Source organism: Streptomyces sp. NPDC008238, assembly GCF_042956445.1.
Classification (GTDB): domain Bacteria; phylum Actinomycetota; class Actinomycetes; order Streptomycetales; family Streptomycetaceae; genus Actinacidiphila.
Window position 1 is genome coordinate 69,184 of record NZ_JBIBGK010000011.1, and the last position, 24,844, is coordinate 94,027.

Below are 24,844 nucleotides of genomic sequence, written 5' to 3' on the forward strand. Positions count from 1 at the left end.
CCTCAGCCCTGGGTGACCTGGACGGTCCAGGATCCGTCGGAGTGGCGGTCGGCGACGCGGACGCGCGCCGAGCGGCCGAGGGCGTACGTCTCCCCCGTCCGCAGCGGGGCGTCGGCGAGCGGCGGGTACACCGAGGACTCGCCGCACCCCTCGCTGCCCGGGTGGGCGTCGACGACGTCCACGGGACCGTCGCCCGACGACACGTCGGCCCGGACGCGGTACATCAGCACGCCCTGGCTGCAGGTGAGGCGGTCGTTGCCGAGGGCGGCGCGGGCCTCGATGGCGACGGCGCCCTCCAGGCCCGCGGGCAGCACCAGCAGCTTGGTGCCCCCGGGCCGCTCCACGGGGCTGAGGCGGAAGGTGTGCGTGCCGCCCTCGATGACGCAGCGGACCTGCGACGGCCGGAGCCAGCCCAGTTTCCACTTGTGCCAGGCGAAGAAGTCGGGGGCCAGGCCGAACTGACTGCCCATGAGGTCCCAGTCCCCGACGTGGGTGTCCCAGTCGGCGATGCTGCCCGCGGGCGGCCGGTAGTAGAGGTCGGGCAGGTCGAAGGCGTGGCCGGTCTCGTGGGCCAGCACGTTGATGTCCGGCGGGTGGCCCTCGAAGACGGTGACGAAGCGGTGCAGGTCCGCGCCGTCGACCTGGACCGGCCGGCCGAGGTTGACCACCTTGGTGGCGTCCGGGTCGACGCCCGGGGCGTCGGGGTCGGCGACCAGGTAGACGACCCCGTACCGGGAGAAGTCCACCTGCCGGTCGGCCGCGACCACGGCGTCCCTCAGGTAGCGGGCGCGCAGCGCGGGGCTCCAGTCGCGGCCGATGCCGTACGCGGTGGACGGCGCGGGCATGCGCAGCCAGTGCGGCAGGATGCGCGGCCGCAGCCGGAAGGTGCCGTACGAGGCGCGGGCGAAGAAGTCGGTGGTGGCCGGGAAGTGATCGGCCGCCAGTTCGCCGGGGCTGATGGTGGGGGCGGCGTCGGGGAACGCCAGGAACACCATCAGCGCGTCAACGTCGCCGCGGGCGCGCGGGTAGGCGGCGTTCCAGGCGCTGACGCCCTCGGAGTGGTGGGCCCGGGTCCGCTGCAGGGCGCACAGCGAGGAGTCCGAGCCCCCGGCCGCGGGGCCGGTGACCAGCGTCCACGCGACGACGGCCGCGAAGACGCTGACGGCGGCGATGGCCGCCCGGATCCCGTCGGGGGCATGCCCGCGGACGCTCCGGCGGAACCGCCGATGCGCACGTATGGGTAGCCCTGACAGCGGCACGTGGACCTCCCGTACGGGGTCGGGACACCCACATCACGCTGCTACGGTTTGCTATGTTTTGCCCTGTTATGCTGCGCCGCCCGGGTTACCGTCCGATCACTACAGTGCGTAATGAGTGACGAAAACCGGTCAATGGAATTCAGGGGCCAATCACAAATGATCAAGATCGCATGCCGCGTGCCGAGAATCACCACGACGGCGGTGGCCGCGGCAATTCCCCAACGTCTATGATCGGCACATTTCCAGCATGAACGCCGCTTCTTGGCGGTCATTCGATTTCTCCACGACCACGTGTGCGAGACGACACCTATGCGGGAGCCAGCGGTGGGCGGACCCTCGGGAGGCCCGGACCTCGAACCCGAGGCGACGGCCACGACGGTCACTCAGTGTCACGCTTCGGCCCCGGAACGGTCAGCCTCCGAACGGCCGGCCCCGGAGCGCACGTCGCCGGAGGTGCGCGACTACCACGCCGCCTTCAACGTGGCCCGGCTGCCGATGGCACTGGTCGACCCCGACGGCCGGGTGCGCGAGGCCAATCCGGCGCTCGGTGCGCTGCTCGGCGCGGACCCGCTGCTGCTCACCACCCGCTCGGCGGCGGAGTTGCTCGGCCTCGCCGGCGCCGGCGGCGAGGCGCCCCCGCTCGCGGAGAGCCCGGAGTACGCCGAGTACGAGGACGTACTGACCGGACGGCGCAGGGAGTTGCGCCGCACCAGACCCGTGCGCGGACCGGAGGGACGCACGGTCTGGGCGGAGGTCGTCGTCGTGCCCGTGCCCGGCGGTGCGCTGATGTCCGTGGAGGACCTGGGCGAGACCCGCGACCTGCGCGAGCAGTTGCGGCACCTGCGGATGCACGACCCGGTCACCCGGCTCCCCAACCGGCAGTTGTTCTTCGAGCGCCTGGCCACCGCGCTGGAGGGCGCCGACAGCCGCACCGGCCGGATCGGCCTGTGCTACCTCGACCTCGACGGCTTCAAGGCCATCAACGACACCCTCGGCCACCGGATCGGCGACCGGCTGCTCAAGGCCGTCGCCGGCCGGCTCTCGGACTGCGCGGCCCGCCTCGGGCGCAGCGGGACGCTCGTCGCCCGGCTGGGCGGCGACGAGTTCGCCGTCCTCGTCGAGGACTCCACCGGCACCGGGCAGGCCACCGGGCTCGCCGACTCCGTACTGACGGCGCTGCAGTTGCCCTTCGACCTCGCCGGGCAGCGCCTGGCGGTCTCGGCCAGCATCGGCGTCGTCGAGCGCGAGGCCGCCGGGGCCACCGCCACCGGCATCATGCAGGCCGCCGACACCACGCTGTACTGGGCCAAGGCCGACGGGAAGGCCCGCTGGACGCTCTTCGACCCCGAGCGCAACGCCCACCGGATGACCAAGCAGGCGCTGTCGAGCACCCTGCGGCAGGCCGTGGAGCGCGGGGAGTTCACGCTGGAGTACCAGCCGCTGGTGGAACTCGGCACCGGCTGCCTGCGCGGGGTCGAGGCCCTGGTGCGCTGGGAGCACCCGCACTTCGGGCGGCTCGGGCCGAACCGGTTCATCCCGCTCGCGGAGGAGAACGGCTCCATCGTCCAGCTCGGCCGCTGGGTACTCGCCGAATCGTGCCGCCAGGCACGGCAGTGGCAGAAGGACTGGCCCGACGACCCCCTCTTCGTCAGCGTCAACGTCGCCGTGCGCCAGGTGTGGGACTCCGACCTGGTCGCCGACGTCGCGGAGATCCTCGACGACACCGGGCTGCCCGCCGGGCTGCTGCAACTGGAGCTGACCGAGTCGGCGGTGATGGGCTCGGCCGGCCGGCCGCTGCAGGCCCTGCACGCCCTGCAGGAGATGGGTGTGCGCATCGCCATCGACGACTTCGGCACCGGCTACTCCAACCTGGCCTACCTCAGCCGGCTGCCGGTCTCCGCGCTCAAGCTCGACGGCAGCTTCGTGCACGGCTTCCGCGACGGCCTGCACCCCAACCCGGCCGACGAGACGATCGTCGAGGCCCTGGTGCAGCTCGCCCACCGGCTCGGGCTGACCGTCACCGCCGAGTGCGTGGAGAACGCCGAGCAGGCGGAGCGGCTGCGCCGGATCGGCTGCGACACCGGGCAGGGGTGGCTGTACTCGCGCCCCGTGCCGGCCGAGGGCATCGCCGCCCTGCGCGGCCCCGGGCCGGACGCCGCCGTCCCCGGGGAATAGCGGGAGCCGGTACCGGGTTGGTCGTTGCCGTAGGCAGCGAACCGGCCGCAGGAGGCGACGCAGGCACGTGGACACGAACGACCCGGTACGAGGAACCACCCTCGGCAACGCACCCGTCCCGCTCTCCGTCCTCGACCTGGCGGGTGTCGGCAGCGGCCTCACCGCGAGGGACGCCCTCGTCTCCGGGGTCGCGCTGGCCCGGCTCGCCGAGGCTCGCGGCTACCACCGCTACTGGGTCGCCGAGCACCACTCGATGCCCGGGGTCGCGTCCTCCTCCCCCGCCGTGATCCTCGCCCACCTCGCCGCCCACACCGAGCGCATACGCCTCGGCTCCGGCGGCGTCATGCTGCCCAACCACGCGCCGCTGGTCATCGCCGAGCAGTTCGGCACCCTGGAGGCGCTGGCACCGGGCCGGGTCGACCTCGGCCTCGGCCGCGCCCCCGGCACCGACGGCGCCACGGCCGCCGCGCTGCGCCGCACGGACCGGCTGAACGAGGGCGCCGACGAGTTCCCGCAAGCGCTGTCCGAACTCCTGCGCTTCCTGGACGACGACTTCCCCGAGGGCCACCCATACGCGCGCATCCACGCCATCCCCGGTCCCGTGCAGGGCACGGTGCCCGGCGGCGTGCAGTCCGCGGCGCGGCCGTCGGTCTGGCTGCTCGGCTCCAGCACCTTCAGCGCCCGGCTGGCCGCGGTCCTCGGACTGCCCTTCGCCTTCGCCCACCACTTCTCCGCGGCGAACACCGAGCCGGCGCTGGAGCTGTACCGCAGGTCCTTCCGGCCCTCCGAGGTGCTGGACGAGCCGTACGCGCTGATCGGCGTCGCGGCACTGGCGGCGGAGGAGGAGAAGGACGCCCGCCGGCAGGTGCTCAGCGGCGCCCTGGGCATGCTGCGCCTGCGCATGGGACGCCCGGGCCTGCTGCCCTCCCCGGAGGAGGCGGAGGCGTACGAGTTCAGCCCGGCCGAGCGGGACTTCGTCGACGGGTGGCTCGGCAACGTGGTGCACGGCACGCCGGACGCGGTCCGCGAGGGCCTGGACGCGCTGGTGCGCCGCACGGGCGCGCAGGAGCTGATGATCACGGCCAACGCCCACACGCCCGCCGCGCGGGTGCGTTCCTACGAGCTGATCGCCGACGCGTACGGCCTGCCCGGCGGCGCCTGACCCCGGGGCCGGGGCGTGGGCGCCGCCCACGCCCCGGGCGTACCGTCCGTCCGCGCGCCCGGGGCGGCTCCGCTAGGGCCTGTTTCGAAAGTCCCGCCTGTCCCGCGACGCCTGGCACGGCGCCTCGCTGCGTTGTCGAATCGTCCGAGTAGCCCACTACGAGGACGACTCTCCGCCTTGCGATGCACCGCACCAGACGCCGCGGGACCCGCCCTCCGGGCGGCCGGCGCTACTTTCGAAACAGGCCCTAGACGTCCACCGCCACGTACTTGATCTCCAGGTACTCGTCGATCCCCACGGCGCCGCCCTCGCGTCCGGTCCCGGACTGCTTGACGCCGCCGAAGGGCGCCGCGGGCGTGGAGACCACGCCCTTGTTGAGGCCGAGCATGCCCGTCTCCAGTTCCTCGGCGTAGCGGATCCCGCGCCGCAGGCTCTCCGTGAAGACGTAGCCGACCAGGCCGAACACGGTGTCGTTGGCCAGCCGGATCGCCTCGTCGTCGTCCTCGAAGGTGACGACCGGCGCGACCGGGCCGAAGATCTCCTCCCGCAGCATCGCCGCGTCCGGCGGCACGTCGGCCAGCACGGTCGGCGGGTAGAAGTAGCCGGGGCGGTCCGAGAGCGGGGCGCCGCCGGTGACCGCGCGGGCCCCGGCCGTCACGGCGTCGCGCACCAGGCGGTCCACCTTGTCCAGGCCCGCGCCGTCGATGAGCGGGCCGACCTGGGTGCCGGGCTCGGTGCCGCGGCCGACGACCATGGAGCCGAGCTTCTCGGCGAGCCGCCCGGTGAAGGCCTCGGCCAGCTCGCGGTGGACGTAGATCCGGTTGGCGGCCGTGCAGGCCTCGCCGATGTTGCGCATCTTGGCGATGGCCGCGCCCTCCACGGCCTTCTCCAGGTCCGCGTCCCGGCAGACGATGAGGGGGGCGTTGCCGCCCAGCTCCATGGAGGTGCGCAGCACCTGCCGCGCGCTCAGCTCGATGAGCTTCTGCCCGACGCCCGTGGAACCGGTGAAGGAGAGCTTGCGCAGCCGCGGGTCCCGCGTCAGGGGGTCGCTGATCTCCGCGGGGCGTGAGGTGGTCAGCACGTTGAGCACGCCGTCCGGCAGCCCGGCCTGCCCGAGGACCTCGGCGAGGGCGAGCATCGACAGCGGCGTCTGGTGGGCCGGCTTGACGATCATGGTGCAGCCCGCGGCGACGGCGGGGCCGATCTTGCGGGTGCCCATCGCCATGGGGAAGTTCCACGGGGTGATCAGCAGCGCCGGGCCCACCGGCCGGCGCATCACCCAGATCCGGCCGTTGCCGTCGGGCGCGGTACGCCAGCCGCCCTCGATCCGTACCGCCTCCTCGGAGAACCAGCGGAAGAACTCGGCGGCGTAGAGGACCTCGCCGCGCGACTCGGCGACCGGCTTGCCCATCTCCAGGGTCATCAGCAGGGCGAGTTCGTCCTGCCGCTCCACGATGAGCTCGTAGGCCCGGCGCAGGATCTCCCCGCGCTCGCGCGGCGCCGTGGCCGCCCATCCCTCCTGCGCGGCGGCCGCGGCGTCCATCGCCGCCTCGGCGTCCTCGGCCCCGGCGTCCGGCACGGCGCACAGCGGCCGCGTGGTGGAGGGGTCCTCGACCTCGTACAAGCGCCCGTCGCTCGCCGGCCGCCAGCGGCCGCCGACGAGCAGTGCCTTCGGCACCCGCTCGACGACCAGCTGCTCGCGCTTGCCGTTCCCTTCGGTGCTGTCGCTCATGGCAGCTCCCTGCCTCTCGCGGACGTTCCGGACATCGGGTACCCCACCAGATTCGCATGAATGCCCCCGGTGCGCCGGGGTAGGCGCGGCCCTCGTGCGGTCACCGTGCCGCACGGAAGCGAACTACCGGAGGTCTGGTTCATGTCGGAGCGCAGTGCACTGTCCCGCAGGGGTTTCCTCTCCCGAACCGCGGCCGTCGGCGGTCTCGCCGCGGTCCCGGGGCTGCTGGCGGCCTGCAGCCGTACCCAGGTGGGCACCGGCGCGCCCACCGGCGACGGCGACCTGCTGGCCAGGCTGAGGAAGCAGGGGTACGTCCGGGTCGGGTTCGCGGGCGAGGCCCCGTACGGGTACCGGGACGGCAACGAGCTGGCCGGCGAGGCGCCCACCCTCCACCGGGAGATCTTCACGGCGCTCGGCGTACCGGAACTGCGGCCCACGCTCACCGACTTCGGCGCGCTCATACCGGGCCTGACCGCCGACCGCTTCGACGTGGTCAGCGCCGGGATGGCGATCACGCCCGACCGGTGCACAAAGGTGATCTTCTCGGAGCCCGAGTTCGTCTCGCCGACCGCGCTGATGGTCCGCGAGGGCAACCCCAAGGGCCTGAGCGACCTGGTGTCCTGCGCCCGCGAGAAGGCCACCGTCGGCGTCCTCAGCGCGGCGGTAGAGGCGGACTACGCGGACGCCGCGGGGGTGCCGCTGACCTCGGTGAAGTCCCTGGCCAAGCAGCAGGACGGGGTGGACGCGCTGCTCGCCGGACGGATCGACGCCTTCGCCCTGACCGGGATCTCGCTGCGCTGGCTGGCCCGCACCAACGACGGCGCCGCGGTGGAGGTGCTGGACCCCTTCCTGCCGGTGGTCGGCGGCCGCAAGCAGTACAGCCCGGGCGGCGCGGTGTTCCGGCAGGACGCGACCGCACTGCGCGACGCGTTCAACAAGGAGCTGGGGAAGATCACCGCCGACCCCGGCCGCTACACGTCCCTCATCGGGAAGTACGGCTTCACCAAGGCGGAGGTCCCGCCGGCGACCCTGCGCACCGCACAGCTGTGCAAGGCCTGAGGCGGCGCCTTGTCCTCGTCCCCGTACCTGCTCCGCGCCGGTGAACCCCTCTCCGGCCTCACGGAGTTCACGCACTCCCTGCCGAGCCTGGGGGCCGGCCTGTGGGTCACCGTGCAGGCCACCGTCCTGGGCGCGGCACTCGCGCTGCTGCTCGCCTTCGTCCTCGGCTTCATGGCGCGCTCGCGGCGGCTGCTCGTGCGCGGCGGCGCCCGGGTGGTCGTGGAGTTCTTCCGCGGCACCTCGCTGTACGTCCAGATGTTCTGGCTCTTCTTCGCGCTGCCGATCCTCGGCTTCAAGCTCGTGCCGCTCGCCTGCGCCGTGGTCGCCTTCGGGCTCAACTACGGGGCGTACGGCTCGGAAGTCGTCCGGGGCGCCCTCGACGCCGTGCCCGCCGGGCAGCGGGAGGCGGCGGTCGCGCTGAGCATGACGCCCTGGCAGCGGATGCGCCTGGTGGTCCTGCCACAGGCCTGGCCGCAGATGATCCCGCCGTTCGGCAACCTGCTGGTCCAGCTGCTGAAGTGCACGCCCCTGATGTCGCTGATCACCATCTCGGACCTCACCTTCCAGATGGACCAGCTCCGTTCGACCACCGGTGACACCGCGACGGCGTACCTGCTGCTCCTGGTCGTCTACTTCGTCCTGGCGTACGCGCTGACGCTGGCCGTGAACGGCCTGGAGTCCGTGGCCAAGGCGCGGCTCGGGCAGCAGCCGGCGGGAGGTCGGGCCTGATGTGGAGCTGGGAGACGGCCCGCGAGGGCCTGCCGCTGATCCTGCGCGGCTTCGGGATCACCCTGCTGGCCACGGTGCTGGGCTCGGCGCTCGCCGTCGTGCTGGGACTGGCGATCGCGGTGCTGCGGCGCACGGCCGGCCGCTGGGTGACGCTGCCGCTGCGGGCGGCCGTGGAGTTCGTGCGCTCGACGCCGGTGATGATCCAGCTCTTCGCGGTCTGGGTGCTGGTGCCGGGCCTGGACCCGCTGGTGATCGGGATCACCGTGCTCGGCGTGCACTACGCGACGTACACCTCGGAGGTGTACCGGGCGGGCATCGACGCGGTGCCGAAGGGGCAGTGGGAGGCGGCCGTCGCGCTGTCGCTGCCGCGGGCGCGCACCTGGTCCGCCGTGGTGCTGCCGCAGGCGGTGCGGAAGATCGTGCCCGCCCTCGGCAACTACGTGATCTCGATGTTCAAGGAGACGCCCTTCCTCTCGGTCATCACCGTCGACGAGATGGTGCACGAGGCGAACCGCTTCGGCAGTGACCACTTCGCCTACCTGGAGGCGTTCACCATCGCGGCCGTGGTCTTCCTGGTCGCGAGCTGCCCCACCTCGATCCTGATGCGGAAGCTGGAGAAGCGCCTTGCTCACTGAAGAGTCCACCGTCCCCGCCGGGTCCCCTCCCACGGCGCCCGCCGTCCGCTTCGACCGGGTGGTCAAGCGGTACGGGGAGAACACCGTGCTCGACCACCTCGACCTGGAGGTCGGCCGCGGCGAGCGCGTCACGCTGATCGGCCCGAGCGGTTCCGGCAAGACGACCATCCTGCGGCTGCTGATGACCCTGGAGCGGGTCACCGAGGGCGTCATCCACGTGGAGGGCACGCCCTTCTCCCACATGCCGGGCCGCGGCGGGCGGCTCGTGCCGGCCGACGAGCGGCACCTGCGCGCCACGCGCCGCCGGATCGGCATGGTGTTCCAGCACTTCAACCTCTTCCCGAACATGAAGGTGCTGGACAACGTCACCGAGGCCCCGGTGCACGTCCTCGGCATGGACCGCGACGAGGCCGCCGAGCGCGCCCGCGGGCTGCTGGAGCTGGTGGGTCTCGCCGACAAGCAGGACGCCCACCCCACCCGGCTCTCCGGCGGCCAGCAGCAGCGCGTCGCCATCGCCCGGGCGCTGGCGATGCGGCCCGACATCCTGCTGCTGGACGAGGTGACCTCGGCGCTCGACCCCGAACTGGTGGCCGGTGTGCTGGACGTGCTCAGGGACATCGCCCGCGGTACGGACATCACGCTGCTCTGCGTCACCCACGAGATGGGGTTCGCCCGGGACGTCTCGGACCGCGTACTGATGTTCGACGGCGGCCGTGTCGTCGAGTCCGGTCCGCCGGAGCGGATTTTCGGCTCCCCGGAGCACGCCAGGACCCGGGAATTCCTCGGTGCGGTGCTCTGAGGAAAATTGGTCCGTGCCCTTGGCATATGCCAGAGTGGCGCGTTCCTGCGTATACGCCTGAGGCCGCGTACGGAAAGCTCCAACGGGCTCTACTGCAAACAACATTGAGGCTATCGTGGAATCCGGCCCAGCTGCCGGGCCCGCCCGTCGTGCCCGGCAGCCGTGACCAGCAGCTACAGCAAGGACGCAAACGGTCACACCTGTAGGGGGACACCGTGGCGCTTGAGCACCGACAGGTCGCGCCGGTCTACGCGGTCCAGCACGCGCTGCGCGTGCTCGAGACCGTGGACAAGCACAGGAACGGCGTCACCGCCGAGCAGCTCGCCCGCGAAATCGGGGTACCCATCGCCTACCTCGGCCAACTCCTCGCGATGCTCAACCGCGAGCGCTACCTCAACGCGCTGCCCGGCGGCGGGTACGCGGTCGGGGAGTCGCTGGTCCTGCTGGGCAGCGCCAGCCGTGACCTGGCGCTCGGCGAGAAGATCAAGAAGATCCTGACGGCCCTGCGCGACGAGGTCGGCGCGGCCGTCTACTTCAGCCGCTACGACGACGGCGAGGTCAAGATCGTCGACTTCGCCGACGGCCCGGCGGCACCCAAGGTCAACGAGTGGGTGGACTTCCGCTTCGCCGCCCACGCCAGCGCGGTCGGCAAGTGCCTGCTCACCCAACTCGACCACAACGGACGCCGCGACCACCTGTCCCGGCACAAGACGGTACGGCTCACCTCCAAGACGACGATCAGCGAGAAGCTGCTGCTGACCAAGCTGGAGAGCCAGCCGGCCAGCACCCCGACCCTGGACATCCAGGAGTACGCGATCGGCACCGTCTGCGCCGCGATCCCGATCACCGTCGGCAAGGCCGTCGGCTGCCTCGCCCTCTCCCTGCCCGTCACCCAGGCCCACCGCCTCAAGGGCGCGGCCGACACCCTCAACGAGCGCGCGGCGCCGGTGCTGCTCTCACTGACCCTCTGAGGCCGCGACGACGCACGCACCGGACACGACGAAGGGCGCCCCTCCCGGAGGAGGGACGCCCTCTCGCTGTGCGCCGCCAGGGACTCGAACCCCGAACCCGCTGATTAAGAGTCAGCTGCTCTGCCAGTTGAGCTAGCGGCGCGTGCAGAACAATCATACGGGGTCCCGGGGGGTGCTCATGACCACGCCCACCGGCCCCGGGGGCGGACCGGACCCCTCGCCGAACTCCCGTACGGCCGCCCGTCACGCGGGCATGCTGAAGGGCCCGGCAAGAGGGGGGAGGTATGCCGGGCCCATCAGCGTGGGGGGAGGGGGTGTGGCTTTGGGGGGGTGTTGTTGTCTTTGGGGGTACTACGCCCGGGACCTACCAGGCGATGTCATTCGCGTGGATGACGAGGTTGGGCGCCGTCCACGCGATGTCACCGGCCGGTGCAGGCTGCGCGGATGCTGCGCTCGCGCCGATCAGCCCCATCGAGATGGAAGCGACGACGCCCAGTGCGACACGGAGGGCGAAGCGGCGAATCGAAGTCATGGCAGGCCTGTCCTGGGGGTGTGAGCTGGGGTATTGCTGGTGGAGGTGCTGCGCCGGTCTGGGGGAACCGTACGACTGACTGAATTCTGTCGGACGCCGGGCCGCTGGTCTGTAGTTTTCGCGTTCCGGATTCGGACATGGCCCTATGCGGACACATGGGACCGGATGGGCCCCGAAGGGTCCATACACGAGCCCCGCCCCTTAACCTGATCGAAGCCGGGGGTGACGTGAAGCATTGGGGGTGCGAGCAGTGACCGACGACCTTCTGCGCGCCCGGGCGCAGGAACTCTACGCCCTGGCACTCGCCGAGGCCGACTGGACACCGGAGAGCGTCTGTTCACTCACCGGCTGGTCGCGCGAAGAACTGGACGAAGCCCTGCGCTGCCTGGCGGAACTGGGGCTCGCGGCCCAGTTCCCCTCCTCCCGCAGCGGCTGGTCGGTGCACTCCCCCGCGACGGCGATGGCCCAGCTCATCGAGGGCAGCCGCCGGCGCACCGAGGAACTGGTCGGCACCATCACCCACGCCCACACCGCGCTCAGCCAGGTGGCGTCCGAATTCCAGCCAGTGCACATGCGGCAACTGGCGGAGGCGCGCATCGAGGTCGCCGCCCAGCCGTCCCAGATCGCGGCGATCCTGGACGAGGCGGCGAGCACCGTCACGACCGAGATCCTGTCGATGCACCCCAGCGCGCTGCCCGAGGACCACCTCTTCGAGGCGGACGACCGCAACCGTGAGGCGCTCAGCCGGGGCGTCGCGATGCGCTCCATCCACCTGGCCACGGCCGCGGCCGTGCCGCACGTGCGCGCTCACCTGCGGACCATGGTCAACGACGGCGGCGAGGTCCGTACGGCGGCGACGGTGCCCATGAAGCTGATCATCGTCGACCACACCCTCGCCATCGTGCCGCCGCTCGGCCCCGAGGCCCACTCCGAGCGGAGCCCGGGCTCCGCCATGGTGCTGCGCAGCCCCGCCATGGTGGCCGTGCTGCGGCAGATGTTCGAGCACTGCTGGGCCGCGGCCTCGGACCTGTTCACCGACGACGTCGGCGCCGCCCCCGCCGCGCGACATCGGGAGGTCGTCCGGCTGCTCGCCTCCGGGCTCACGGACGAGGCCATCGGCCGGAAGCTGGGCCTGTCCGACCGGACGGTACGGCGGATAGTGGCCGAGCTGATGCAGCAGATAGGGGCGGACAGCCGGTTCCAGGCGGGGGTGAAGATGGTCCGCCTCGGATGGCTGGACGACGACCCCGCGCTCCTGGACGACGTGGTCGGGAGCACCCCCGCAGGTCCGGTAGGATCCTCTCTGTCGGTGAGCGCCGCTAGCTCAACTGGCAGAGCAGCTGACTCTTAATCAGCGGGTTCGGGGTTCGAGTCCCTGGCGGCGCACAGCGAGAGGGCGCCCTTCCTTCGGGAAGGGCGCCCTCGCTCATTTGTGCGGCAAGGGCGGCGTCCCGGGTGACTCGGTGCGAAAATATCCCGTAACGATGATGTGAGGGCTCTACGGGGGCTCACGAGGAGGCCATGCGCGCGCACGATCCGCCGCCGCCCGGCACGGGCAGGGAGGCCCGGCCGAGTCCAGGGGCCGCCTCGCCCGGGGGTCTGCTCGACCTGCTGCAGGTCGCGGCGATGGTGCTGGACCGGACCGGTCACATCGTGCTGTGGAGCCCGGAGGCCGAGCGTCTGTTCGGTTACTCGGCGGCCGAGGCGCTGGGCCAGAACGCCGGTCTGCTGCTGGTGGCGCCGGACAAGCTGGAGCTGGTCACCGAGCTGTTCAAGCAGGTCAGGGCGGGTGCCATCTGGCAGGGCGTGTTCCCGATCGTGCACGCCGACGGCACGACCCGCGACGTGGAGTTCCGCAACATGCGGATGCACGACGTGGACGGCGGCGTCTACGCGCTGGGCCTGGGCGCCGACCTCTCCACGGTGCGGCGCGTGGAGACGGACATGGCGCTGTCCGCCAGCCTCGTCGACCAGTCCCCGATCGGGCTCGCCGTCTTCGACACCGACCTGCGGATCGTGCGGGTCAACCGGGCCATGGAGGAACTGCACGGCCTGCCCGCCGCGGCCATGATCGGGCGCGGGGTGCGGGAGATCTCGCCCGGCGCGGAGTTCCGGGCGATGGAGGCCCGGATGCGGCAGGTGCTGGAGACCGGGGAGCCGCTGCTGGACCTGGAGACGGTGGTGCGGACCTACGCCGACCAGGAGCACGACCACGCCTGGTCGGTCTCGTACTACCGGATCCAGGACCCCACCGGGCGGGTGCTGGGCCTGGCCGCGTCGATCGCGGACTTCACCGAGCGCCACCAGGCGGCCGAGGAGATCGCCGAGGCACGCGGCCGGCTCGCGGTGATCGCCGAGGCCGGCACCCGGATCGGCACCACGCTGGACCTGCAGCAGACCGCGCGGGAGCTGGCCTCGGTGGTGGTGCCGACGCTCGCCGACATCGCCACCGTCGACGTGCTGGACGAGGTGCTGCGCGGCGGCCCGGTGCCCAAGGTGCGCGCCCAGCAGTCGGCCGAGTTCCGGGCGCTGGCCGTCGCCGCCGCCGAGTCCGGCGAGGCGATCGGCGCCGTCGACCCGGTCGGCGAGCTGGCCCGGTACCCCGACGACCGGCTGATCACCAAGATCGTGCGGGAGGGCCTGCCGGTGGTCGTGCACCGGGTGAGCAGCCGCATGCTGCGCCGCATAGCCCGCGACGAACGGGCCGCCGCCCAGCTGAAACGGGCGGGGGCGCACTCCTACCTCGCCGCGCCGCTGATCGCCCGCGGCGAGGTGCTGGGGGCGGTGGGGATGTTCCGCACCCGCAACCAGAAGCCCTTCGACGACGAGGACCGGACCCTGGCGCTGGAGCTGGCCGCCCGGGCCGCGATCTCCATCGACAACGCCCGCCTGTACGCGGGCGAGCGCAACGCGGCCCTCACCCTGCAGCGCAGCCTGCTGCCGCACGAGCCACCGCGCGTGGACGGGATCGAGATCTCCGCGCGCTACATCCCCGCCGTCCGGGAGGTCGGCGGGGACTGGTACGACGTCCTGCAGCTGCGGGACGGCAAGGTCGGGCTGATCGTCGGCGACGTGATGGGCAAGGGCCTGCACGCGGCCGCGATCATGGGCCAGCTGCGGACGGCGACCCGGGCCTTCTCCCGGCTCGACCTTCCGCCGCACGAGGTGCTGGCGCACCTGGACAACATCACCGGCAGTGCCGAGGGCGACTTCATCGCCACCTGCGTCTACGCCGTCTGCGACCCGGCGACCGGCCGCTGCCAGTTCGCCACCGCCGGGCACCTGCCGCCGGTGCTGGTGCCGCCCGGCGGCCGCGCCGAGCTGATCGACCTGCCCAGCGCGGTGCCGCTGGGCGTCGGCGGCATCCGCTTCCGCACGGTGGAGCGCAAGCTCCCGGAGGGCACCTTGCTGGCGCTGTTCACCGACGGGCTGGTCGAGGACCGCCGGCAGTCCATCGACGTGGGGCTGCGCACGCTGATGCGCGCGCTCAAGCTCAAGAGCCGCAACCGTTCGCTGGAGGACACCTGCGACGTCGTCCTGGGCGCCCGGCTGCAGTCACCCGACGACGACGTCGCCCTGCTGCTGGCCCGGATGGGGGCACCGGCGGCGGGCGACGACGAACAGGCCGACGACGAGCCGTCCGGCTTCGAGGCGGCCGACGGGAGTTGAGCCGCGGTTCCCGGCTCGCGGTGCTCGGTCCACGCCTAGCGGTGAACGCTCCCCCGTCCGCGGTCCTGCCGCTGGTCACCCGCACACAACCGGACCAAATCGCTCATACGATCGGTTAACAACTCGTTTCACACCTTGCGATCAAGACGGGCATTCAGGGACGCTGGGACCGCAGGACATGTATGCGCCAAACGGACCTATGCGCCCTTACCGGCGAACGAAAGGGTCCGTTTCGGCGGCTTTTCGTGTGGAGGCCCTGGGGAGGGCCCTCAGGGGGCAAGGGGGGTGAATTCAGGCGTTACCTCACGGTCGTCCGGTCGTTGACGAGTCATGGCCGGCCTCACGCGACCCGGAGGCCACAGAACGCCCACGCATGCCCCGGGGGCGGGGGGCCGCAGCGCCCGGGGCGCCGACACCGCCGCGACAGCGGCGCGACATGCTTCGGGGGGAGCATCCACATGCCGCCGACACCCGGCGCCCAGCAGTACACGACCGACCCTCGGGCCGGCACAGCCGTGCCCGTCATACCCCAGCAGTCCCGTCCCGGCCCGTTCCGGCCGGACCCCGGCGCGGCCGCGCCCCGGTACGACTACGAGCACTACAGCAGACTCGCGGGCCCGCTCACGGAGCCGGAGCCCGGTGTCCCGTACCGGGTGAAGTACCGCAGCCTCCTCTCCGAGGAGCCCCACCGGATACGCGCGGCGCTGCTGCTCGGCGCGGCCCCGGTGCTCTCGGCGGTGCTGCTCGTCTGGCTGATGCAGCCGGCCCACTGGACCCGCCGGGAGAACGCGCCGGGCTGGATGGTCGCCTGCGACGCCGTGATGCTGATATCCATCGGCCTGATCGAGCTCTTCCGGCTGATCAACGTGACGTCCAACGCCCACGCGACGCTCGTCGCGCGCGATCCGGTACCCGTGGTCCCGGAGAAGGGCAGCAAGGTCGCCTTCGTGACCACCTTCGTGCCGGGCAAGGAGCCCCTGGCGATGGTGCGGGCGACCCTGGAGGCCGCGGTCCGCCTGCGGCACCGCGGCACACTGCACGTCTGGCTCCTGGACGAGGGGGACGACCCCGACGTCAAGCGCCTCTGCGAGCGCCTGAACGTACGCCACTTCACCCGCAAGGGCGTCGAACGCTGGAACCGGCCCGGCGGCGCCTTCCGCGCCCGCACCAAGCACGGCAACTACAACGCCTGGCTCGACGCCCACGGCGACGACTACGACTTCTTCGCCTCCGTCGACACCGACCACGTCCCGCTCCCCAACTTCCTGGAGCGGATGCTCGGTTACTTCCGCGACCCGGACATCGCCTTCGTCGTCGGGCCGCAGGTCTACGGCAACTACGACAGCGCCGTCACCAAGGCCGCCGAGAGCCAGCAGTTCCTCTTCCACGCGCTCATCCAGCGGGCCGGCAACCGCTACGGCTCCCCCATGTTCGTCGGGACCAACAACGCGGTGCGCGTCAGCGCCCTCAAGGGCGTCGGCGGGCTGTACGACTCCATCACCGAGGACATGGCCACCGGCCTGGAACTCCACCGGCACCGCAACCCCGCCACCGGGCGCAGATGGCGCTCGGTCTACACCCCGGACGTGCTCGCCGTCGGCGAGGGGCCGACCTCCTGGACCGACTTCTTCACCCAGCAGCTGCGCTGGAGCCGCGGCACCTACGAGACGCTCATCAAGCAGTTCTGGAGGGTGCCGTTCACCCTCTCCCCGGGGCGCCTGCTCAACTACACGCTGATGGTCGTCTACTACCCGATGACGGCCGTCAACTGGGTGCTGGGCGGCCTCAGCTGCGCGCTCTTCCTCGGCCTGGGCGCCTCCGGCATCCAGATCGACTCCGAGGTCTGGATGATGCTCTACAGCGACGCCGCGGCGCTGCAGATCGGCCTGTACGTGTGGAACCGGCGGCACAACGTCAGCCCCCACGAGCCGGAGGGCTCCTCGGGGGCGGCGGGCATGGTGATGTCGGCGCTGTCCGCGCCGATCTACGCCCGTTCGCTGATGGACGCGGTGCTGCGGCGCAAGAGCGGGTTCGTGGTCACGCCCAAGGGCGACTCCGCGAGCCCGGACCGGCTGCTGTCCACCTTCCGCATCCACCTGTTCTGGCTGCTCGTCTTCGGCGGCTCGCTCGCCGCCAGCTTCTTCAACGGCCACACCCACGTGGCGATGCGCACCTGGGCAACGCTGGCGTTCGTCCTGGCGCTGGCACCGGTCGCCGTCTGGTCCCTGTCCCTCGTCCGTGCCAGGAGCGCCGCCCGATGAGCTACCGACCCAGCCGCAGACTGCGGAAGATCGCCGTCGGGGGCACGGCCGTGGGGGTGCTCGCCGGGATGAACGCGCCCGCGATCTACGGCTACTCCGCCGCGAAGTACCACGACTACAAGATCAACCAGCCCGAGTACAAGGCCGCGTACGGCCACTGGGACCTGGTCGAGGTCCCCGAGGAGTTCCGGATCAACGCCATCCACGCGGCGCTGCTGCGCACCGGGAAGGTGCTGCTGATCGCCGGTTCCGGCAACGACGAGCGGAACTTCAAGGCCAAGTCCTTCAAGAGCGTGCTCTGGGACCCGGTGGAGAACACCTTCAAGGAGGTCGACACCCCCAAGGACATGTTCTGCGCCGGCCACACCCAGCTCGCCGACGGCACCCTGCTGGTGGCCGGCGGCACCGCCCGCTACGAGAAGCTCAAGGAGGCCGTGGACCGGGCGGGCGGCGCGATGCTCATCAAGAACGAGGACCCGGACGAGCCGCGGAACTTCCCCAAGGGCACGGTCTTCGTCAACAACGAGAACGGCCGCTCCTTCCGGTCGGAGTTCCCCGTCAACGTGCCCCGCGCCAAGAAGACGGTCGACGCCCGGACCGGCGAGGTCACCGTGACCGCGAGCGAGGCACGGGTCTTCGTGCAGTCGCTGGTCAAGGGCGAGAAGGGCATCGTCAACACCGCGGCGCAGTACGGGATCAGGGGCCTCGCGGGCGAGGACCGGGAGAACCTCTACGGGCTGGCCACCAAGCTCGGCCTGGACAAGAAGGACTTCCAGGGGATCAAGGAGACCTACGAGTTCGACCCGGTCGCCGAGGCCTACGTCCCGGTCGACCCGATGAACGAGGCCCGCTGGTACCCGACGCTGGTCACCCTCGCCGACGGCCGGGTGCTGTCGGTCTCCGGGCTGGACGACATCGGCCAGGTCGTGCCGGGCAAGAACGAGGTCTACGACCCGAGGACCCGCAGGTGGACGTACACCACCGAGCGCTACTTCCCCACCTACCCGGCGCTGTTCCTGATGAAGGGCGGGAAGATCTTCTACTCGGGCGCCAACGCGGGGTACGGGCCGGCCGACGAGGGCCGGGTCCCGGGTGTGTGGGACCTGCGCACCAACCGCTTCACCGCGGTGGGCGGGCTGGAGGACGCCGGGGACCTGGAGACCGCGGGCTCGGTGCTGCTGCCGCCCGCGCAGGACCAGAAGGTGATGGTGCTGGGCGGCGGCGGGGTCGGCGAGTCGCACTCCTCGACCACCCGCACCGCCGTGGTGGACCTGGACGCCGCGGACCCGCGCTACACGACCGGTCCCGACCTGCCCGAGCCGACCCGGTACCTGAACACGGTGATCCTGCCCGACGACACCCTGTTCACCACCGGCGGCTCCCGCGACTACCGGGGCCGCGGCGCCAGCGACGTCCTGCGGGCACAGATCTACGACCCGGCGGACAACGCCTTCCGGGAGGCGGCCGACCCGTCGGTGGGCCGCAACTACCACTCCGAGGCGCTGCTGCTGCCCGACGGCCGGGTGGCGGTCTTCGGGTCCAACCCGCTCTTCGGGGACGCGGCGGACACCAAGCCGGGCTTCTTCGAGCAGCGGATCGAGGTCTACACCCCGGCGTACCGCTACCGGGACTCCCGGCCCTCGCTCGGCGAGGGCCCGGCGCTCGTCCGGCGCGGCGGCACGGCCACGTACCCGACGGCGTACGCGGAGCACATCGAGACGGCACGGCTGATGCGGCCGAGCGCGGTCACCCACGCCACCGACGTGGAGCAGCGGTCGATCGCGCTGGACGTGCGGCGGGGGAAGGGGGCGGTGAGCGTGACCGTCCCCGCGGACCCGTCGATCGTGCCGCCGGGCTGGTACATGCTGGTCGTCACCGACGACGAGGGCACGCCCTCCGAGGCGCGCTGGGTGCGGGTGGCCTGAGGCCGGGGGTCCGGCGCGCGGTCAGGAGGCCGCGCGCCGGGCCAGCCCCAGGGCGTACTCGGGCCACCAGTCGCCGGCCTGCGGGCCGCCCTTGCAGGTGCCGTCGGAGTCGCCGGGGCGCTTGATCCACAGGTAGGCGTCGACGAGTCCGTCACCGGTGTCGGTGGTGGGCGGGGTGCCCAGACCGCGGCCGGGCGGGTTGCACCACGCCTCGTCGTGGGCGCCGTCGAGGGGCCCGCGGCCGTTGCGGCTGGTGTCGATGACGAAGTGCTTGCCGCCGAGCCGGGCGGACAGCTTCCTGCCGTACGCGGTGTTCGCGGCGGTGGTGTAGAAGTTCGAGGTGTTGAGGGCGAAGCCGTCGGCACCGGCGATGCCGGCCGCGCGCAGCGGGCCCGCCAGGCGCGCGGGGTCGCTGACCCAGCCGGAGTTGCCGGCGTCGAGGTAGACCCGCGCGCGGGGAAGCGCGCCCAGGGTGTCCACGGCGTGGGTCAGCAGGGCGTAGCGCTCGTCGTGGAACTCGGCCGGTGTGCAGCCGTCGACGAGGTGGGTGAGGGCGTCCGGTTCGAGGACCACCAGGGCCTCGCGGTCGCCGATGCCGGCCGCGACCTCGTCCACCCAGGCGCGGTAGGCGGCGCCGTCGGTGGCACCGCCCCGCGAGTACTGGCCGCAGTCGCGGTGCGGGATGTTGTAGAGCACGAGCACGGGCACCCGGCCGTCGCGGGCGGCGGACTCGGTGTAGGTCCTGGCCCGCGCCTCGGCGTCGTCCTGGCCGATCCACTCGGCGACGGGCCGGCCGGCGATCCTCTCCAGCAACTCGGCGTCGGCCTCCCGGCCGCCCGCGCGCCACTGCGCCACCTGCCGGGCCGCGGCCGTGTCGGGGTTGACCCAGAACGGCGCCCCCGCCGTGCTCGCGGGGCTGCTGCTCCGGTCGTCGCCGCCCTTGTCCTGGTGCCCCCCGGGCCTGCCGGTGCCGAAGCAGCCGCCGAGGGCGACGGAGAGGAGTCCGGCGGCGGACACGGCGCACGCCGCTCTGCGCAGTGGGCCGGTGTTGGTGCCGAACATCCACTCCCCCTTGGATGGCGGGACGAGACCGGTCGTCCTCAATCCTGACATACCGAACCCTCAACGGGCCCTGGGATCGGGCCAGTCCGCGACTTTCCCGTCGAATGCCGCGTCTCGTCCGCATGGCAGAATCCCCCGGCGAAGCCGTGGCCGCCGAGGGCTGGAGCCGTACGTGACAGAGCACCCGACGCACAGTGCGCGCGAGCTGCGGCTCGCCGAGGTCTTCGTGGAGTTCGCCGACACCCTGGACGGCGACTTCGACGTGGGCGTCTTCCTGGAGCGGGTGGCCGACCGCTGCGTGGAGATGCTGGACGTGACGGCGGCCGGGCTGCTGCTGGACGACGGCCGCGGGGAACTGCGGACCGCGGCCGGCCGCGGCGGGGCGGGCGAACTCCTCGGGCGGCAGCGGGAGGAGGGGCCGTGCCTGGAGTGCTACCGGGGTTCCGACGTGGTCACCGCCCCGGACCTGGCGCGCTGCGACGACCGCTGGCCGCGCTTCGCCCCGCTCGCCCGCGACCGGGGCTTCCACGCGACGTACGCCGTGCCGCTGCGGCGCAGGGCGCAGGTGATCGGGGCGCTCAACCTGTTCCGGGAGGTGCCCGGCGATCCGCCGCGCGGTGACGTGGCGCTGGCCCGGGCGTTCGCGGACGCCGCCGCCGTCGGGATCCTCCAGGAACGGGCCCGGCAGCGGCAGGAGTCGCTGGCCGCCCAGTTGCAGGCCGCGCTGGACAGCCGGGTCGTACTGGAGCAGGCCAAGGGCGTGCTGGCGGAACGCTGGGGCGTCGGTGTGGACGAGGCGTTCACGGCGCTGCGGCGGTACGCGCGCACCCACCGGGTGCGGCTGGCGGACCTGGCCGCGGGCGTGGTGGGCGGCGCGGTGGACTCCGACGCCCTGCGGGGGCCCGGCGGTTGACGCGCGGTGTCCCCCGGCGGACGTGACCCCCGGGGCCGGAAGCGTGCTCGGCGCCGGCGGCTCCACCCGCCGCCACGGGGCCGGCCGGCCACGACGGCCGGACGCGGGGTGCCCGTGGCCTCGCGGACGAACACCCGTGCCGGAGCAGCGGTTCCGGCTCCCGGTGCGGACCCGCCCCGAACACGGTCCCGGGTCCGGGGCGCGGGCGGCCGGGATCGTCACGCCCGCCTTCACCAGCCGCCCGACGTCGGAGGTCAACGGCCGCACCCGCGCGTCCTCCGGGTTCGCGGCCGGTCGCGGTCTGCGGCCACGGCGGCCCCGCTCGGCACGGCGCCGGCCAGCGGCCCGCCCGGCCGGGCCCCGGGTCCGTCCTCGGCCGGGCCCGTGCCGGGGCGCCGGGCATAGGGTGGGGCGCACCACCCCGGACCCCGGTGGCGTCCCGTCCCGTTCCCGTCCCTGCCGCACTCGCCAGGCTCCCGTTCCCGGAGACGTCCCATGTCCGACGACGCCACAGACGCCACGCCCCTGATCCACCGGCGCACCGACGGGTCCAGCACCCTGGTGACGCTCGGCGGCGCCGTGGACGCGCTGACCGCGCCCGGGGTGTCCGCCGCCCTGGACGCGCTGACCGGCGCCGGCCGCCCGGACATCGTGGTGGACCTGCGGCCGGTGGAGTTCATCGACTGCAGCGGCCTGTCGGCGCTGGTGCGCGCCCGGCGCCGCGCCGAGGAGCGCTCCGGGCGGGTACGGCTGGTGTGCCGGGACGAGTTCACGCTGCGCACGCTGCGGGCCACCCGGCTGACCCGGTGCTTCACCATCCTGCGGGACTGGCCGGAGCCCACCGGCTGACGCGCGCGCCCGCCCACGCGCCCCCAACACGCCCTAGCCCGGCCGCGTTCAGGTGTTCTAGCCTGACCGAGCGGCCCTGGACCCCGGTCGCCGGAAGTGCCTCCTACGCCTCCAGGACGTGGTCCGGCCATGGCCAAGCTCGCGGCCTCCTCACGACTGTCCCTGTCCGATCCGCGCAGATCCGCACTCGACGTCTCCTGGACCTTCTCCCTGCGGCGCGCCCCCGGAGGCGAGGCCCTGGCCGCCCGGATGAGCGGTGCGGCGCTGGAGACCCTGGCGTACGGGCCCGCCGCGCAGCGGGTGGCCGAGGCGGTCGCGGTCGCCTGCGGCTACGTCGTCGCGTACGGGCAGGCGCCCCGTTTCCGCGTCACCCTGGGCGTGGACGGCGGCCGTTGTGCGGTGTGCGTGACCGACACCGGCTACGGCCGGCCGCCCGGCGGGTCCGCGCAGGGGCCGGCGGAGCCGCCGTCCCCGGACGAGACCACCCGGCTGTGCCGGACGCTGACCGGCACCGGCACGGGAACGGGCGGGCCGCTGGACGGGGTGCAGGTGCACCACACGGCGGACGGCGCGGTGCTGGTGCGCTTCCGCGCCCGGCTGCCCGAACCGGGCGGTCCGGGGCGCGCCCACCGTCCCTCCCCTGACGCGCCGGACCACTCCCGCGGTCCCGGCGCCCGAGGGTGAGGAGCGCCCGGCCGGCGGCTCCGGGAGGAGCGGACCGCGGGCCGGGCGCTGTGACCCCTCGTGGGGTGCGGGAGGCGTGGAGGTGCCGTCAGCCCGCCGGGGTGAGCCGCACGGTCCGCCCCTCACGGGCCGAGACGGCGGCCGCCTCGATGACCGCGAGCGCGTCGGCGGCCTCGCGGGCGGTGACCGGCGGGGCGGTGCCGTCGCGCAGGGCGGCGGCGACGGCCGCGTAGTACGCGGGGTAGTCGCCGGGCAGGGTCGGCACGGGGCGCACGTCGTCGCCCGCGCCCAGCACGCCCCATTCGGCCTCCGGTTCGGTGCCCCACACGGCGCCGGGCGCGGGGCGGGCGCCGTCGCGCAGTTCCGCCTCCTGCGGGTCCAGACCGTGCTTGACGTAGCCGGCGGCGCTACCGAGCACCCGGAAGCGGGGGCCGAGCTGCGCGGTGGTGGCGCTCATCCACAGGTGGGAGCGGACGCCCCCGGCGTGGGTGACGGCCACGAAGGCGTCGTCGTCGACCTGGGCGCCGGGGCGGCGCACGTCGAGCTCGCCGTAGACGGAGACGGCGGGGCCGAAGAGGGTGAGCGCCTGGTCGACGAGGTGGCTGCCGAGGTCGTAGAGCAGACCGCCGACCTCGGCGGGGTCGCCGGACTCGCGCCAGCCGCCCTTCAGGCTCGGCCGCCACCGCTCGAAGCGGGACTCGAAGCGCCACACGTCGCCCAGCTCGCCGCGCTCCAGCAGCCCGCGCAGGGTGAGGAAGTCGTTGTCCCAGCGGCGGTTCTGGAAGACCGAGAGCAACAGGCCGCGCTCGTCGGCGAGGTCCGCGAGGGCGTGCGCCTCGGCCGCGGAGCCGGCGACCGGCTTGTCGACGACGACCGCGAGCCCGGCCTCCAGGGCGGCGGTCGCCAGCGGGACGTGGGTCCTGTTCGGCGAGGCCACGACGATCAGGTCGAGCTCGCCGGCCCGCTTCCACAGCTCGTCCGGGGTGCCGGCCAGGCGGACGTCCGGGTACTCGGTGCGGGCCTGCGCCTGGCGCTCCGGGTTGCTGGTGACGACGGTGTCCAGGACGAGGCCGTCGGTGGTGGCGATCAGCGGGGCGTGGAAGACCGAGCCGGCCAGACCGTAGCCGACCAGCCCGACGCGAAGAGGTGCGGGAGACATGCGACCACTTAAGCAACGCTGTTGCCAAAGTGCAAGGGAAGCCGACAATGGGGAACGTGAACAGGGGAATCTCCGGGGCCAACCTGCCCGCGCTGCGCAGCCACAACGCCGCCCTCGTGCTGGGCCTGCTGCGGACGGCGACGGCCGGCGGGGGCACGGGCATCAGCCGTCTGGAACTGGCCGAGCGCACCGGGCTCACCCCGCAGGCGGTCAGCAAGATCACCGCGCGGCTGCGGGCCGACGGACTGGTCGACGAGGCGGGACGGGGCGCCCCCACCGGCGGCAAGCCGCGCACCCTGCTGCGCCTGGCGCGCCGCGCCCGGTACGCCGCCGGGGTGCACCTGGACCGCGACGAACTGACCGTGGTGCTCGCCGACCTCGCGGGCGGCGTGGTGGACGCCAGGACCGTCCCGCTGGACCTCGGCCGCCCGGCCGGGGAGGTGCTGGAGGCCGTGGCGGATCTGGTCCGGGAGACCGTCGGCGCCACACCCGGCGCGGACGGGGCGGTGCTCGGCGCCGGACTCGCCTGCCCGGGCCCGCTCGACCACACCGCGGGGGTGCTGCACCGCGTCACGGGCCTGCCGGGGTGGGAGGGCTACCCGCTGCGCGACGCGCTGGCCGAGCACCTCGGGCTGCCGGTCGTTCTGGACAAGGACACCAACGCCGCCGCGCTCGCCGTGCTCCCGCCCGGCGCCGAGGGCGAGGACGTCGGAGACGACGGGCCGGGGCCGGGCGGAACGGGCGCCGGGGACTCGTTCGGCTACCTGCACCTGGGCACCGGGCTCGGCGCGGGCCTCGTGCTGGACGGCACCCTGCACCGGGGTGCCCGCACCGGCGCGGGCGAGTTCGGCCACCAGGCGGTCGCCCTGGACGGGCCCGAGTGCGCCTGCGGCAACCGGGGCTGCCTGGAGGCGCTGTGCCTGGCCGCCGTCGGCCGCGGCGACACCGCCGGGGCCGCGCGGCTGCTCGGCGTCGGCGCCGCCAACCTGGTCTCCCTGCTGGACATCGACCGGGTCGTGCTCGGCGGCCGTACGGTGCTGGCGGACCCCGGGCTGTTCACGCGCGAGGTGGCCGCCGCCATGGACCCGCGCACCCTGCGGGCGGCCGGCCGTACGGTGCCGGTCACCGTCGCGCCTGCGGGCCGGCGGGTGGTCGCCGAGGGGGCCGCGCTGCTGGCGCTGGCGCCGCTCTTCGGCCAGACGGCGGTGGGCTAGCCGCCCGGACGGGTGCGGCGGGCGGGCCCGCGCCGCGTCGTGCGGTGATATCAGC

The 24,844-nt window shown here is 73.1% G+C and carries 22 protein-coding genes and 2 tRNA genes; 16 read left to right on the forward strand and 8 right to left on the reverse strand.

Annotated elements, in window-relative coordinates; genetic code table 11:
* Positions 1-2 precede the first annotated feature (2 nt).
* Positions 3-1,184 (reverse strand): M6 family metalloprotease domain-containing protein, encoded by a 1,182-nt coding sequence (locus ACFZAU_RS22895; RefSeq protein ID WP_500461515.1) that lies wholly within the window; start codon positions 1,182-1,184, stop codon positions 3-5.
* Positions 1,185-1,568: 384 nt separating this feature from the next.
* Here ACFZAU_RS22895 and ACFZAU_RS22900 point away from each other — a divergent pair, with 384 nt between their 5' ends.
* Positions 1,569-3,434, forward strand: a complete 1,866-nt coding sequence (locus ACFZAU_RS22900) for a putative bifunctional diguanylate cyclase/phosphodiesterase (RefSeq protein ID WP_500553721.1) — start codon at positions 1,569-1,571, stop codon at positions 3,432-3,434.
* Positions 3,435-3,501: 67 nt separating this feature from the next.
* Complete coding sequence (locus tag ACFZAU_RS22905) at positions 3,502-4,596, forward strand: LLM class flavin-dependent oxidoreductase (RefSeq protein WP_500553722.1); 1,095 nt, start codon at positions 3,502-3,504, stop codon at positions 4,594-4,596.
* Positions 4,597-4,843: 247 nt separating this feature from the next.
* Here ACFZAU_RS22905 and ACFZAU_RS22910 read toward each other — a convergent pair whose 3' ends face one another.
* A complete protein-coding gene (locus ACFZAU_RS22910; protein ID WP_500553723.1) occupies positions 4,844-6,328 on the reverse strand; it encodes an NAD-dependent succinate-semialdehyde dehydrogenase in 1,485 nt (494 codons plus the stop codon).
* A 141-nt stretch (positions 6,329-6,469) separates the two neighbouring features.
* Here ACFZAU_RS22910 and ehuB point away from each other — a divergent pair, with 141 nt between their 5' ends.
* The 5 genes from ehuB to ACFZAU_RS22935 all read left to right on the forward strand — a co-directional run bounded on the left by ehuB (position 6,470) and on the right by ACFZAU_RS22935 (position 10,521).
* Positions 6,470-7,387, forward strand: a complete 918-nt coding sequence (gene ehuB, locus ACFZAU_RS22915) for an ectoine/hydroxyectoine ABC transporter substrate-binding protein EhuB (protein WP_500553724.1) — start codon at positions 6,470-6,472, stop codon at positions 7,385-7,387.
* Positions 7,388-7,414: 27 nt separating this feature from the next.
* Positions 7,415-8,116, forward strand: a complete 702-nt coding sequence (ehuC, locus tag ACFZAU_RS22920; RefSeq protein ID WP_500553823.1) for an ectoine/hydroxyectoine ABC transporter permease subunit EhuC — start codon at positions 7,415-7,417, stop codon at positions 8,114-8,116.
* Entirely contained in the window at positions 8,116-8,751 is a 636-nt protein-coding gene (gene ehuD / locus ACFZAU_RS22925; RefSeq protein ID WP_500553725.1) for an ectoine/hydroxyectoine ABC transporter permease subunit EhuD, read from the forward strand. Before ehuC ends, ehuD begins: the two co-directional genes overlap by 1 nt.
* On the forward strand, positions 8,741-9,550 hold the full coding sequence (gene ehuA, locus ACFZAU_RS22930; RefSeq protein ID WP_500461435.1) for an ectoine/hydroxyectoine ABC transporter ATP-binding protein EhuA: 810 nt from the start codon (positions 8,741-8,743) through the stop codon (positions 9,548-9,550). The genes ehuD and ehuA overlap by 11 nt, the downstream gene beginning before the upstream one ends.
* 215 nt (positions 9,551-9,765) lie before the next feature.
* A complete protein-coding gene (locus ACFZAU_RS22935) occupies positions 9,766-10,521 on the forward strand; it encodes an IclR family transcriptional regulator (RefSeq protein ID WP_500461434.1) in 756 nt (251 codons plus the stop codon).
* Positions 10,522-10,590: 69 nt separating this feature from the next.
* Here ACFZAU_RS22935 and ACFZAU_RS22940 read toward each other — a convergent pair.
* The 4 genes from ACFZAU_RS22940 to ACFZAU_RS22955 form a co-directional block, all read right to left on the reverse strand.
* Positions 10,591-10,663: transfer RNA gene (locus ACFZAU_RS22940), tRNA-Lys, on the reverse strand.
* Positions 10,664-10,885: 222 nt separating this feature from the next.
* Positions 10,886-11,053 (reverse strand): hypothetical protein, encoded by a 168-nt coding sequence (locus ACFZAU_RS22945; RefSeq protein WP_500461433.1) that lies wholly within the window; start codon positions 11,051-11,053, stop codon positions 10,886-10,888.
* A gap of 288 nt (positions 11,054-11,341) precedes the next feature.
* A complete protein-coding gene (locus tag ACFZAU_RS22950; RefSeq protein ID WP_500461432.1) occupies positions 11,342-11,833 on the reverse strand; it encodes a hypothetical protein in 492 nt (163 codons plus the stop codon).
* A 27-nt stretch (positions 11,834-11,860) separates the two neighbouring features.
* Complete coding sequence (locus tag ACFZAU_RS22955) at positions 11,861-12,169, reverse strand: hypothetical protein (RefSeq protein ID WP_500461431.1); 309 nt, start codon at positions 12,167-12,169, stop codon at positions 11,861-11,863.
* Here ACFZAU_RS22955 and ACFZAU_RS22960 point away from each other — a divergent pair.
* The 5 genes from ACFZAU_RS22960 (at position 12,168) to glxA (ending at position 18,908) form a co-directional block, all read left to right on the forward strand.
* On the forward strand, positions 12,168-12,404 hold the full coding sequence (locus ACFZAU_RS22960) for a hypothetical protein (protein WP_500553824.1): 237 nt from the start codon (positions 12,168-12,170) through the stop codon (positions 12,402-12,404). The genes ACFZAU_RS22955 and ACFZAU_RS22960 overlap by 2 nt on opposite strands.
* Positions 12,367-12,439 (forward strand) — tRNA-Lys (locus ACFZAU_RS22965). Before ACFZAU_RS22960 ends, ACFZAU_RS22965 begins: the two co-directional genes overlap by 38 nt.
* 135 nt (positions 12,440-12,574) lie before the next feature.
* Positions 12,575-14,722 (forward strand): SpoIIE family protein phosphatase, encoded by a 2,148-nt coding sequence (locus ACFZAU_RS22970; RefSeq protein WP_500553726.1) that lies wholly within the window; start codon positions 12,575-12,577, stop codon positions 14,720-14,722.
* A gap of 458 nt (positions 14,723-15,180) precedes the next feature.
* On the forward strand, positions 15,181-16,983 hold the full coding sequence (locus ACFZAU_RS22975; RefSeq protein WP_500553727.1) for a glycosyltransferase family 2 protein: 1,803 nt from the start codon (positions 15,181-15,183) through the stop codon (positions 16,981-16,983).
* Positions 16,980-18,908 carry a radical copper oxidase GlxA gene (glxA, locus tag ACFZAU_RS22980; protein ID WP_500553728.1) on the forward strand — a complete coding sequence of 643 codons (1,929 nt, stop codon included), beginning with the start codon at positions 16,980-16,982 and terminating at the stop codon, positions 18,906-18,908. Before ACFZAU_RS22975 ends, glxA begins: the two co-directional genes overlap by 4 nt.
* Before the next feature lie 21 nt (positions 18,909-18,929).
* On the opposite strand, the gene ACFZAU_RS22985 is transcribed toward glxA, so the two are convergent.
* Positions 18,930-19,970 carry a glycoside hydrolase family 6 protein gene (locus tag ACFZAU_RS22985; protein WP_500553729.1) on the reverse strand — a complete coding sequence of 347 codons (1,041 nt, stop codon included), beginning with the start codon at positions 19,968-19,970 and terminating at the stop codon, positions 18,930-18,932.
* A gap of 172 nt (positions 19,971-20,142) precedes the next feature.
* Between ACFZAU_RS22985 and ACFZAU_RS22990 the strand changes: the two genes are divergently transcribed.
* From ACFZAU_RS22990 to ACFZAU_RS23000, 3 genes are all read left to right on the forward strand, one after another.
* Complete coding sequence (locus ACFZAU_RS22990) at positions 20,143-20,883, forward strand: GAF and ANTAR domain-containing protein (protein WP_500553730.1); 741 nt, start codon at positions 20,143-20,145, stop codon at positions 20,881-20,883.
* 495 nt (positions 20,884-21,378) lie between these two features.
* On the forward strand, positions 21,379-21,732 hold the full coding sequence (locus ACFZAU_RS22995; protein ID WP_499599225.1) for an STAS domain-containing protein: 354 nt from the start codon (positions 21,379-21,381) through the stop codon (positions 21,730-21,732).
* Positions 21,733-21,861: 129 nt separating this feature from the next.
* Entirely contained in the window at positions 21,862-22,416 is a 555-nt protein-coding gene (locus tag ACFZAU_RS23000) for an ATP-binding protein (RefSeq protein WP_500553731.1), read from the forward strand.
* 88 nt (positions 22,417-22,504) lie between these two features.
* Here the strand turns inward: ACFZAU_RS23000 and ACFZAU_RS23005 are convergent, their stop codons facing one another.
* On the reverse strand, positions 22,505-23,575 hold the full coding sequence (locus ACFZAU_RS23005; protein ID WP_500553732.1) for a Gfo/Idh/MocA family oxidoreductase: 1,071 nt from the start codon (positions 23,573-23,575) through the stop codon (positions 22,505-22,507).
* 47 nt (positions 23,576-23,622) lie between these two features.
* Here ACFZAU_RS23005 and ACFZAU_RS23010 point away from each other — a divergent pair, with 47 nt between their 5' ends.
* On the forward strand, positions 23,623-24,789 hold the full coding sequence (locus tag ACFZAU_RS23010; RefSeq protein ID WP_500553733.1) for an ROK family transcriptional regulator: 1,167 nt from the start codon (positions 23,623-23,625) through the stop codon (positions 24,787-24,789).
* Positions 24,790-24,844: the final 55 nt, after the last annotated feature.